Below are 11,471 nucleotides of genomic sequence, written 5' to 3' on the forward strand. Positions count from 1 at the left end.
GCCCGGTCGTGCAGATCCTGCTGATCCGCTACCTCGCCCCCGGCCCGCTCGACGCCATCCGCTGACGTGGCCCAGACCCGCCACCGTCGTCGCTGCCCCCGGCCCGTCCTGACCCCCGGCAATCCCGCCGGACGCTGGACACTGCTGCCCCCGGGCCCCTGCCGCGGCCAACTCGCCCTGCCCGACACCCTGATGGCCGTCTACGACCTGGGCCACCTGCCCTACACCGAACAACTGCGCTGGAGCGCCCAGCACTGCCCAGCGCACGTCGCCAGCAGCGCCCCCGATCTCACCCTGACCGACTGGCAGACCTTCCACCCCCGCCTGCACGCCGCCCACATCCGCACCCGCACTCCGCACCCGCCGGCACTCCAGCAGGAGAGGGGATGACGATGCCGCACCACGCCCTGGAGATCACTCTGACCCGCCCCCCAGCAACCCTGCACCGCGCCGCCCGCGGCCTGCCGCTCGCCGCCAATCACGACGCCATCCGCGTCATGGCCCTCATACACGCCAAGAACGCCCACCAGGCCGTACGCCGGCTGCGCCGCCACATCGCATCCCGACTGCCCATCGACGTGATCACCACGCACTACCCGGACGCAGACAACAGGATCCTGCTCAACGTCGACCTCCCGCCCACCGCCCACGCTGCCCTGACGGACGCAGCACGCCGCGCCGCTCAACCCCCTGAGCACTTTGTGGAACTGGCCCTGCACCGGGCCCTGGCCGCGTACGCCGACCAGGAGACCGAACGACTCTGCCGCGCGGTACGCCAGCTGCTGGCCGACGCCAACCCCGCCCACCTGCTGTCCGCCGTCGGACACGCTCTGACCCACCTCCCCGAAAGCCCCACACCATGAAGCCGACCGACGAACAAACGGCCGCAGCCGACGCCTTCCACGCCGGCGACCACCTCGCCCTGCAAGCCGGCGCCGGCACCGGAAAGACCACCACCCTCGCCCTCCTCGCCCACGCCACCACACGCCGCGGCCGCTACCTCGCCTACAACCGGGCCATCGCCCAGGACGCACGCGCACGCTTCCCGCACACCGTCCAGTGCAAAACCGCCCACGCCCTCGCCTACGCCGCCGTCGGCCACCACTACACCCGCCGCCTGAACGCACCCCGCCGCCCGGCCTGGCAGACCGGACAAGCCCTCGGCGTCACCAAAGCCATCCGCATCGGCGACCGCGAAGTCTCCCAACGGGCCCTGTCCAACGCCCTGATGAACACCGTGACCCGCTTCTGCCACAGCGCCGACCCGGCCATCACCCGCCACCATGTACCCCACCTGCGCGGCCTGGAGAACACAGACCTGCATACCGAACTGGCCACCCACCTCCTGCCGTTCGCCCGCAAGGCCTGGGCCGACCTGCAGCATCCCGACGACGGAGCAGTCCGCTTCGACCACGACCACTACCTGAAAATCTGGGCCCTCACCCAGCCCCGCATCGACGCCGACTTCCTCCTGCTGGACGAGGCCCAGGACACCAACCCCGCCGTCGAACAGATCTTCCTCAACCAGCGCGACCACGCCCAGCTGGTCATGGTCGGCGACTCCGCACAGGCCATCTACCACTGGCGCGGCGCCAAAGACGTCATGACCGGCTTCGACGGCACCCAGCTGACCCTCTCGCAGTCCTTCCGCTTCGGCCCCGACCTCGCGGAGGAAGCCAACCGCTGGCTGCACCTGGCCGACGCCCCCATCCGCCTCACCGGCACCCCCACCGTGCCCACCGAACTCGGCCCCGTCACCAGCCCGGACGCAGTGCTGTGCCGCACCAACGTCGGCGCCATGGCCCAGGTCATGGCCCTCATGGCCGCCGGATACCGAGTCGCCCTGGCCGGAGGAGGAGACAGCCTGCGCACCCTGGCCCAAGCCGCCAGTGACCTGAAGAAAGGCCGCCGCACCCACCACCCCGAACTGATCCTCTTCCCCTCCTGGGGCGATCTGCAGGACTACGCCTCCCACGATCCAGCCGGACGCGACCTGCAGCCCCTGGTCAACCTCGTCGACGCCCACGGCACCGACGCCATCCTCGCCGCCGTCGCCCACCTCACCACCGAGCCGCAGGCCCAGGTCACCGTCTCCACCGCCCACAAGGCCAAGGGGCGCGAATGGCCCCGCGTGCTGATCGCAGACGACTTCGCCCGCCCCGACAACGCCAACGACGGCACAAGCCCCCAAGCACGGCCAGAGCCCATCGACGACGCCGAGGCCCGCCTCGCCTACGTGGCCGTCACCCGCACCCGCCAGCGACTGGACCTCGGCGGCCTGTCCTGGATCCAAGATCATCCCCACAGCGCCCACGGCTGAACCACTCGAGGCAAGCGCGACTTCACCGTCCCAGGCGTAGAAGACCGACCAGCGACGGCACCAGCACAACTGCGGCCGCCGCGGCGGCTGGTCCCCTGCATCCGACTGGCAGATCTACCGTCAACGCAACGTCGTTGAACGCTGCTTCAACCGTCTCAAGGGCTTCCGTGGAATCGCCACCCGATACGACAAGACCGCCACCTCCTACGAAGCAGCAGTCTCGCGTCATCCTGCCCTGGGCAAGATCCGTTTGAAGACGGACCCTTAGTAGTGCGGCGGGCGGCCAGACTCGCTGGGCATTCTGAACAGGAGCAGAGCCCGTCCGCGAGGTCATGCCAGTTCTGCGAGGTTGTGCAGGTCGTCACGGACGAGGCTGTCGCGTTCGGGCGCACTCAGCCAGCGTGCCTGGGAGCCGCGGTGGTCCTTTTCGACCCACAGCACGTCGTGCACCGTCTCGGCGACCGGACGCAGGTGGCTGATGACGGCCAGCAGTGTGTCGGTGCCGACGTGCGTACGCAGGACCTGCAGGGCGCTGTCGAGGGAAGCGCTGTCCAGGGTGCCGAAGCCTTCGTCGAGGAAGAGGCTTTCCATGCGGGTGCCGCTTCGGCCGTGCATCTCCATCAGCGCGAGGGAGAGGGCGAGCGATGCCTGGAAGGTTTCCCCGCCGGAGAGGGTACGGGAGCTGCGGCGGGTATGGCTGGTGAGGCTGACGATGTCGAAGTCGTCGGCGAAACCCAGCCGTCCGCCGGAGAGCTGCTGCAGCAACTCACTGCCGTGCGCGAGCAGAGCACGGGTGCGCAGGTCGGTGAGGTGGCCGAGGAACTTTCCGTCCGTCATATGGGTGCTCACCGCCTGCCAGGCAGCCAGCTGGCGTTCGCCTGCGGCCAGCGCATCTGCAAGTCGTTCCTTGTGGGGAATCTGGGACTCAGCCTTCTCCGCGTCACTGAGGGCGTGCTCGGCTTCGCTGCGCAGGGTGCCGGCCTGGCTGCTCAGACCGTCCAGGAGGGTGGGGTCCAGCGGATCCGTCTCACCGGGCAGCTCGAGCATCGCGGTGCCGGGGTAGGCGGCCGCCACCTCTTGGGCATGCGCGGAAAGCCGCGTGGTCAGCTCCGCCATGGCCGCGCGCGCCGCGGTGTCGTGTCCGTCCAGCGCCGCCAGCAGCAGGGTACTGGCGGTTTCCAGGGCTGTGGCGTACTCCTCCGCGGCGGCAGGGTCGCTCGCCGCGGCCGGGGAAGGCAGTACGGGGCGTTCGGACTCCTCGACCAGCGCTGCAGCGCTGCCGGCGCTGTCCGCCCAGCGCTGCAGCCGTACTTCGAGCCGGTGCAGGGGGCCAGCGACCTCGCGCTGTTGGCGTCCGGCCAGTTCGCTCCGCTCGGCAAGCAGTTCCTGCACGCGTGTACGCAGCTGTTCCTGCCGTTCGGCCAGTTCCTGCTGGCGGCTTTGTTCGTGCCGCACCGCCTCGGCCACAGCTGCCAAGTGGTCGGCCGTGGGGAGCTGCGGAGGCCGGGGCAGCGCGACCTGTACCGGTTCGGGCACTGCGGACAGGCTTGCCAGCAGGCTGCGTTGCTCGTTCTTCAGGTGCTCGGTCCGCTTTCCCGCCTGTTCGCGGGCCTTGCCTGAGGCCTGTGTGGCATTTTCCAGCGAGGTGCGCTCCGCGCCCAGCTGGGCTTGTGCCCGGGACAGCTCACTCCTGCTGGCGTCGGCCGCTTCCTGCAGCTGAACGACGCGACTGCGGGCGACCTGCAGGAGGTTAGCCGTCAGGACCTCCCGTTCGACGGCAGTCGGTTGTGTGCCGTCGGCCATGCGGGCAAGGGCTGCCGCGACCGTGGTTTCCAACTCCTTGGCGAACACCGCCGGTTGGGGGTGCTCCGTGCGCGAAGCGAGTTCCAGCGCCTGCTCACGCACCGCCGGAAGGGACGCTCCGAACTGAGCAGCGGCTTCCTCGACCTGCTGCTCGTGTTCCTGCAGGGCCCGCTGAAGCCCCTCAACCTCGTGCGTGTGGCGGGCGTGTTCCTGCTCGGCGCTGCTCAGCGCGGCGGAGGCCTTCTTCACCGCGGCCGCGGCCTGGGCGAGAGCTTTGCCGTCCTGCGGCTGCGGCGGCTGGTAGCCCTCGGGCAGCGGCCGGGCGCAGACGGAGCAGTCGTCCCCAGGGCTCAGCCCATCGCCCGCTGTGTGTGCGGCCTCCCGGCGCCGGATGCCGTCCAGCACGCCCTGAGCCTCGGCCAGCGTGGTCCGCGCCTTTTCCGGGTCGCTGTGGGGAGGAGCCTGCATGAGGGTGCTGAGCTTGCCGTTGGTGGTGGTGCGGTGGGCGCGCTGCTGGGCCAGTAGGCTGGCCGCTTCGCCGGCGTGCCGGACGGCAGTCGTCAGCGCCTGCAGCCCCTCGTCGGCGGCAGCAGCATCCTCGTCGGTGTCCTGCGCCTGTCCACGCAGCTCGACGATGTGTTTCTCGGCGTTCTCCAGTTCGTCAGCGCGCCGGGCCAGGGCTTCTTCCTCGGTCGTGAGCTCGGCCAGGAACTGGGCGTGTGCCGCTTGTCCTTCCGCGAGGGCGCTGAGCCTGCCGGGCATGTCCGCGAGGACCTGGGCGGCTGCCGCCAGGGTGTCGGACGCCAGGCCCGCTGCGACGGCCGTCTCCCGCTCGGCAGCGACAGCCGTGAGGCCGCCCTGGACGGCGGCTTCGGCTGCGGCGTTGGCCTCCTGCAACTGCTGCAGCTCGTCCTGGGCCTGCCGGACAGCGGCCGTGGTGCGGCCGTAGTCGGTCACGCGCCGCTCGGTGAGTTCGGCAGTGGCCTTCCCGCTGAGGCGGGCGTGCTGCGACGTCTGTGCGGCCTCGGTCTGCAGCCGGCGCAGTTCGGCCAGCCGGTCGTTGAGGTCTGCGGCGCCGAGAGAGGCTCGTTCGTGCCGCTCCCGGTCCGCCTGGGCCTGAGTGCCCGGGTCGGTGAGCAGCCGGGCGTCTTCCTGCCGTGCCTGGCTGATGAGGTCCTTGATCCGGCCGACGGCTCCGTCGGCGAGCTGGCGTACCCGCTGCAGCTCGTCGACGCCGAAGAGGGACTTCAGGATGGCGGCACGCTGAGCGTCACGTGCGTTGAGCAGGTCGCCGAAGCGTCCTTGAGGGACCAGGACGGAGGATTTGAAGGTGATGTAGTCGATTCCCAGGAGGTCGCGGACGGCTGCGTCGACAGCGCGTGCGCCGTCGGTGTGCTTGCCGTCCGGGTCCGTCAGCCGTGCCTGGGTTCCTCGGGTGGCGTGGAAGACGCGGTGTGCCCGCCATTCACGGCCGTCCACACGGAACACGAGGTCGACGCTCATGGCCTGGCAGTCGTCGGAGCGCAGCTGGGCCGTCTGGTCGGTGAAGGAGCATCTGCCGTACAGGGCGACGGTGATGGCTTCCAGGATGCTGGTCTTGCCCGCGCCGGTGTCGCCGAGGATGCCCACGAGAGTCTTGCCGGTGAAGTCGATCTCGCAGGTGCTGGGGTAGCTGCGGACCCCCGAGAAGCTCAGGCGGATGATCTTCATGGGGTCCTCTCCGTTCCGCTGTGTGCGGTGCTGGTCCAGGAGGTGGCGATGGCTTGGGCGAGCAGGTGCTCGGCGGGGGAGTGGGGCAGCTCGGTGTCGGGGGTGTTCAGCAGGTCGGCGAAGGCGGCCACGACTTCGTCGGCGTTCTGCCCGCGGGTGCCGGCATAGGCGAGATAGGCGCTGAATGCGGCGGTGACGTCGAGCTGGCTGTCGTCGGCCGCGTCGGCGCCGGTCAAAACTGTGGCCCGGGTGGCCGCGCATTCTTCATCGACGTCCACCAGGATGGCGTCCGGCACGAGTTCGGCGACCCGCTCCCCGAGCCGGGGGATCGGCTCGTCGGTGTGGACGAGCACTTTGAGGTAGACGCCGGTGTACTGGGCTGCTGCGGCGCTGAGTTCCTCGAGGGTGCCGCGGAAGTGGGCCAGGCGCCGTCCGGAGTGCAGCGTGTGCGGAGTGATGAGAGTGCGCCGGCCGGGGCTCGCCTCGATGACGGTGACGCTCTTGGTCTCCTCGCTCTCGCCGAAATCCATCTGCAGGGGGCTGCCGGCGTAGCCGGCCAAGCGCCGCCCGATGCCGACGGACTGGGGTTTGTGGATGTGCCCCAGCGCGCAGTAGGCGACCTGCGGCAGTGCGTCGGCGGCCGTGGCGTAGGGCTCGCGTACCTCCCACATCCGCTCACTGTTCGCGGGCTTGGCGCCGGCCACGTACTGGTGGGCGGTGAACAGCAGCACGTCGCGGCCGGGGTCGTAGCCGTCGCTGAGCCGGGTGAACAGCTGCTCCTGCAGTTCTCGCAGACCGGCCGCATAGGCGCCTGCGGTGGTCCCGAAGCCGGGGAACAGATGCAGATAGCGGTTGGGGTGCACATACGGCAGGGCGGCCAGACGGATGCGCTCGTGTCCGTCTCGGCTGTCGAAGTCGAGCACGGTGCCCGGTTCCGTGTCGCCCCGGCTGTGTACGAAGTGCAGGCGGCCCTGCTCGGCTTCCGGCCGCAGCGTGCACACGTAGCCCAGCAGGTTGAACAGGTCGGGGGAGTCGTGGTTGCCGCCCAGCACCACGGTGGGCGCGATGCGCGCGAGGCTTTCGAGGCAGCGCATCGCGCGCAGGATGTCCTTGTGTGCGGGCCGGTAGGTGTCGAACAGGTCGCCGCTGTGCACGATCAGATCCGGCTGCACGGACTCCGCTATGGCGGTGATCTCGGCCAGGACGGCGTCGAACTCCTCGTCCCGGGAGCGGCGCCCCAGGGTACGGCCCAGATGCCAGTCGGATGTGTGCAGGGCTTTCATGAACGGCTCTCCTCGGTGACGGCAGGACTGCCCGATGCCCACTGCGCAGCGGCAGTTGGCGAAGTGCCGACGACTCTACAGCAGTAATCACAGGAGAAAACTGGAAAACCGTGGAATGCGGTAGAGTGGTGGCCATGCACGAGCATCTGGACGCACTCGAACAACGCATGCATCAGCTGCAGCAAGCCATGCGGCGCGCCCAACTGGCCCGTGACAGCGACCAGGTCAAACAGCTCCGCGACGAACTGCGGCGCACCCAGCGCGCCTGGGACGCCCTCTTCGCGCAGGCCGAAGAGGGCGAGGAGAGCAACGCTCCCGACAGCGGCGAGAACAGCGCTCCGGCGCTGCAGGCCGCCCCTGCGGAGCCGCAAACCCTGCTGCCCGCACGCGAACAGGTCCACCAAGTCCTGACCCTGCTCGCCGTGCCGGCCGCCCCCAAGCTCATCAGCACCGTCCATGAAGCCTTCTTCGCCGGCGGACTGGCCCCCTCCCGGCTGACCAGCCTGCGCCGTGACGAAGAACGCTCCTACCGCAGCGCCCCCGGTGCCCGCCCCTACTATCTGTGCCCGGCGCTCACCTCCGACCTGCTCTCACCCGCGCGCGGCCTGCTCACCGTCAGCACCTGGTCTTTGGAACAGCGGATCGTCGGCCCGCTCAGTGCCCGCGTCCACTTCCTCACCAGTGCCCTGAACATCGCGGATGCCGCCGAACGCCTCGACATGGCCACCCTGCCGCTGCCCGTCCGCCAACTCCTCGTGCGCTACGCCCAGAACATCCCCGGTGCCCAGCCCCCCGTGCCGCACCCTGGCCCGGCCGGAGCCCCCTTCGACCTGGCCCTGCTGCGCCGTGCCGCCGAGGACGAACTCACCCTCCACACTGCCAGCGACACCACCACCCGCACCCAGGCTGCCGCCCGTGCCCGCAGCCAACTCGACGCCGCGGCACTGCTGTTCGGAGGGTCCTTCCAGTCCGCCCGCCGCCTGCGCTCCGTCCCCTGACCGCCTGCGCCCTGTCCCGCCAAGGAAGATCTGTGAGTCAGCTCAACGACCGGCTCGCCGCGCTGCGCGGCCCCGCCCCCGCCAAAGGGCACGACGCCCGCACTCTCGCGGCCCTGACCGCCAACCCCGGCTGCAACCGCCGGGCCCTGCTCGACGCTGCCGGTATCGACAAGGACGCCATCGCCGTCCATCTGGGCAAACCCCGCCCGCTCGCCAAGTCCTCGCTTGCTCTCAGGAGCGGAGCCACCTTCGAACAGCAGGTCAAGGCCGATGGCTGCGCCGAACTGCTGCGCCTGCTGCGTGACGTCCTGGATCTGCCGCTGCCCGAAGCCGCCCACACCGACCTCGCGGTGGTCGGCACCCAGGACGCCACCCCCCAGGTGCGCTACATCCACACCCGCAATGCCGTCCTGGAAGCACTTCGTTCCACGAGCCCCGCCCGCACACTGCTGGACCACCCCATCCTGCAGCTGACCCTCGCCGGCCACCCGGTCTACCTCGAACCCGACGTCGTCGCCTTCCAGATCGACGGCGTCTTCCACATCATCGAGATCAAGTCCTTCGCCGTCGTCGACCAGCAGGCGAGCGGGACAAAAGTGGCCGCCGCCGTCACCCAGGCCGCCGCCTACGTCCTCGCCTTGCGCGAACTCCTCGCAAAAGAAGGCATCGACGGCGACAGAGTCTCCCACGACGTCATCCTCGTCACGCCCCGCAACTTCACCCGCCGCCCCACCGCCAGCGTGGTCGATGCCCGCAAGAAGATCGCCGCCCTCACCCGGCAACTCAACCGGCTCACCCGCGTCGAACCGCTCCTCGACGCACTGCCGGCCCGCACCACCTTCGACCTCGCCCTCGACCAGGACAAGCGGCCCACCCGCGACCCCAAGGAACTCACCGCCGCCCTGCAAGCCACCACCACCCGCTACACCCCGGCCTGCCGTCATTTCTGCGACTTGGCCTACGTCTGCCGAGGCGAAGCCCGCGACGACGGATCGATCGACGTCCTGGGCAGCGACATCAGCGACGACCTCGGCGGCATCGACCACATCGGAACCGCCCTGCGCCTCGCCGACGGCACCCGCACCCCCGCCGCCGACCAGGCCGACCTGGCCGCCGCCCTCCGGCACGCCCACGCCGTCCGCACTCAACTGCGGGAGTCCGCATGAGCCGACTGTCCACCCTGCTGCGCCTTGAGGCAGCCGAGACCGAAACAGTGCAGGACGCCAGCATGGTCGGCCACTTCCACCTTGCCGAGCAGCCACTGATCTTCCTGCCGCTCAACCGCTCCGGTACCGAAGCGACCTTGCTGGCCGTCATGTTCGGCGACGAACCGGGCCGCCCCCAGCTCCTGGTCGCACCGCCTCATGGGCGGCCCACCGCGTTCCTGGAAGAACTGGCCGGCCACATCCTCACCTACATCGAAGGCTTCCAGAACACCGAACACCTGCCCGCGAGAGGCAAGAAGCCTGGCCGCGAGCGTCACACCCATGCCCCCCAACTCCTGGTCGCCAACCGCAGGTCCCTTCCCTACGTCGGGCGGCTGGGCCGTGCCCTGCGCTTTACCGAGCCGCACGAGGGCAGCGACCCGGCCCGCAGCGTCGGCCGCCTCGGCCAGTGGCTCACCTTCTTCGCCGACCACGCCGAACACCCCGGCTCCGCCCTCCTGCTGGCCCTGACCGACCTGCTGGCCACCCGCTGGATCACCGGCCAGAGCAGCCTGGAGGACGAGCACCTTGCCGCACTCCTCGCCTGGATCGACCCTCCCCCCGGCACCACAGGCCTGCGCGCCGCCCTCGATGCCGAAAACCCCCAAGTCCCCGGCCCCGACGGCCAACTGCACCGGCCCGCCGGCCCGGCCACCGACCCCGCCTTCGACAGCCTCGAACTCGACCCCCTGCTGACGGCCTACGACAACGCCGCCAAAGAGGGCAACGCCGCCGCGATGATCCGGCTCACCGACCGAATGCACACCCTCCTCCACAACTACCTCAAGCCCACCTGGGACGACGCCTGGCACGCCCTCGGCCTGCTACGCAACCTGCCCCAGACCCACGATGCCCAGCGCCGCTGGGCCGCCGACCGCGACCGCTTCACCGCCTACACCACCTACCTCGCGGCCGACGGACGCCCTCAGCCCATCAAGGACGACCCCGTCTCCGCCGCCCGCCGGCTCGCCCGCATGGAACTGGCCCAAGGAGCCTTCGACGCCCACCGCGCCCTGGAGGACCCCTACTTCATGGCCGAGCGACGCACCACCGGAGAAGCCGTCGCCGGCACCGTCACCGAGGTCGACGCCCACCACACCATCCCCGGCGCCAGAAGCCCCAAACTGCGCCCCCGCCTGACCCTGCACACCACCGACCCAGTACGCCTGGACATCGGGCACCTGCTCGCCGGACCCCACAACCCGCGCGTGCACATGGCGGTGCGTGCCATCACTCCTCACGGCCAGGGCACGGATCTCCTGCTCGAGGTGACCACTCTCACCGGCACCGTCAACAAGCCTAGGACCGACTCCATCCCCGCCGTCGGTGATCTGCTCGAGCTGACCTTCGCCCCCGAGTTCTTCAGCCGGCCACCGTTCCCCAGCCGAGAGAACACTCCCTGGACCCATGGCGGCCCCCAGCACAACCACCCAGCCGCCGTCCTGGAGGAGACCGAGGAGAACCAGCCGTGACCCAGCCCCCGATCCCGCCCGTGGAACTGGCCGGCCAAGCGGTCACCGCCGTCCTGACCGCACTGACCGACACCACCACGCAGCCCCTCGTCGTCGACTCGCCCCCCGGCGCAGGGAAATCGACCCTGGTCGTGAGCGCAGCCCGTGCCCTTGCCGACGCCGGCGAACAGTGCATCATCATCGCCCAGACCAACCACCAGGTCGACGACCTCCTGGTCAGCCTCGCCGACCCAGAAGCACCCCCGCTGCGCCTGGGACGCCTCGCCGGGCACAACTACGAGGCACGCGAAGAAGTCCTGACCCTAACCAACACCATCATCAGCAAAGACATCAAAGACGTCCTCGCCTGCGACGTGATCATCGCAACCGCCATGAAATGGGCGTACGTAGACGGCCCCCGCTGGAAGTGGGCCATCATCGACGAGGCCTACCAGATGCGCTCCGACGCCCTCCTGCTGATCGCCAAGCTCTTCGACCGAGCCCTCCTCGTCGGCGACCCCGGACAACTCGACCCGTTCTCCATCGTCAGCACCCCCCGGTGGACCGGGCTGCCCCACGACCCCCTCAACAACGCCGTCACCGTCCTGACGAACCACAACGACACCAGCACCCACACCCTGCCCATCTCCTGGCGGCTTCCCGCCTCAGCAGCAGGCATCGTCTCGAGGGCCTTCTACCCC

The 11,471-nt window shown here is 69.9% G+C and carries 9 protein-coding genes; 7 read left to right on the forward strand and 2 right to left on the reverse strand.

Annotation, left to right across the window (positions count from 1 at the left end; translation table 11 throughout):
- The first annotated feature begins 66 nt into the window (after positions 1 to 66).
- The 3 genes from P1P70_RS31220 to P1P70_RS31230 are packed head-to-tail and all read left to right on the forward strand — an operon-like array spanning position 67 to position 2,320.
- Entirely contained in the window at positions 67 to 390 is a 324-nt protein-coding gene (locus P1P70_RS31220; RefSeq protein ID WP_319243743.1) for a hypothetical protein, read from the forward strand.
- On the forward strand, positions 387 to 863 hold the full coding sequence (locus P1P70_RS31225) for a hypothetical protein (protein ID WP_319243745.1): 477 nt from the start codon (positions 387 to 389) through the stop codon (positions 861 to 863). Before P1P70_RS31220 ends, P1P70_RS31225 begins: the two co-directional genes overlap by 4 nt.
- Complete coding sequence (locus P1P70_RS31230) at positions 860 to 2,320, forward strand: UvrD-helicase domain-containing protein (protein ID WP_319243747.1); 1,461 nt, start codon at positions 860 to 862, stop codon at positions 2,318 to 2,320. The genes P1P70_RS31225 and P1P70_RS31230 overlap by 4 nt, the downstream gene beginning before the upstream one ends.
- 330 nt (positions 2,321 to 2,650) lie before the next feature.
- Here P1P70_RS31230 and P1P70_RS31235 read toward each other — a convergent pair whose 3' ends face one another.
- Both P1P70_RS31235 and P1P70_RS31240 read right to left on the reverse strand, forming a co-directional pair.
- On the reverse strand, positions 2,651 to 5,833 hold the full coding sequence (locus tag P1P70_RS31235; protein WP_319243749.1) for an SMC family ATPase: 3,183 nt from the start codon (positions 5,831 to 5,833) through the stop codon (positions 2,651 to 2,653).
- Entirely contained in the window at positions 5,830 to 7,116 is a 1,287-nt protein-coding gene (locus P1P70_RS31240; protein WP_319243751.1) for an exonuclease SbcCD subunit D, read from the reverse strand. Before P1P70_RS31240 ends, P1P70_RS31235 begins: the two co-directional genes overlap by 4 nt.
- A 134-nt stretch (positions 7,117 to 7,250) precedes the next feature.
- On the opposite strand from P1P70_RS31240, the gene P1P70_RS31245 reads away from it, so the two are divergent.
- The 4 genes from P1P70_RS31245 to P1P70_RS31260 form a co-directional block, all read left to right on the forward strand.
- Entirely contained in the window at positions 7,251 to 8,114 is an 864-nt protein-coding gene (locus tag P1P70_RS31245; protein ID WP_319243753.1) for a hypothetical protein, read from the forward strand.
- 32 nt (positions 8,115 to 8,146) lie between these two features.
- Positions 8,147 to 9,280: a hypothetical protein gene (locus P1P70_RS31250; protein WP_319243755.1), complete on the forward strand. Its 1,134-nt coding sequence runs from the start codon at positions 8,147 to 8,149 to the stop codon at positions 9,278 to 9,280.
- Positions 9,277 to 10,791, forward strand: coding sequence for a hypothetical protein (locus tag P1P70_RS31255; protein WP_319243757.1), 1,515 nt, complete (start codon positions 9,277 to 9,279; stop codon positions 10,789 to 10,791). The genes P1P70_RS31250 and P1P70_RS31255 overlap by 4 nt, the downstream gene beginning before the upstream one ends.
- The coding region (locus tag P1P70_RS31260) for an AAA family ATPase (protein WP_319243758.1) at positions 10,788 to 11,471 on the forward strand (684 nt) is incomplete at its 3' end. The genes P1P70_RS31255 and P1P70_RS31260, both read left to right, overlap by 4 nt.

Origin of the sequence: Streptomyces sp. MB09-02B, assembly GCF_033794485.1 — a bacterium.
In the GTDB taxonomy this organism is placed as follows: domain Bacteria; phylum Actinomycetota; class Actinomycetes; order Streptomycetales; family Streptomycetaceae; genus Streptomyces.

Coding starts and splice junctions, on each gene's coding strand:
- P1P70_RS31245 (WP_319243753.1), top strand. CDS start 7,251: ATGCACGAGCATCTGGACGCACTCGAACAACGCATGCATCAGCTGCAG.
- P1P70_RS31230 (WP_319243747.1), top strand. CDS start 860: ATGAAGCCGACCGACGAACAAACGGCCGCAGCCGACGCCTTCCACGCC.
- P1P70_RS31225 (WP_319243745.1), top strand. CDS start 387: ATGACGATGCCGCACCACGCCCTGGAGATCACTCTGACCCGCCCCCCA.
- P1P70_RS31240 (WP_319243751.1), bottom strand. CDS start 7,116: ATGAAAGCCCTGCACACATCCGACTGGCATCTGGGCCGTACCCTGGGG.
- P1P70_RS31255 (WP_319243757.1), top strand. CDS start 9,277: ATGAGCCGACTGTCCACCCTGCTGCGCCTTGAGGCAGCCGAGACCGAA.
- P1P70_RS31235 (WP_319243749.1), bottom strand. CDS start 5,833: ATGAAGATCATCCGCCTGAGCTTCTCGGGGGTCCGCAGCTACCCCAGC.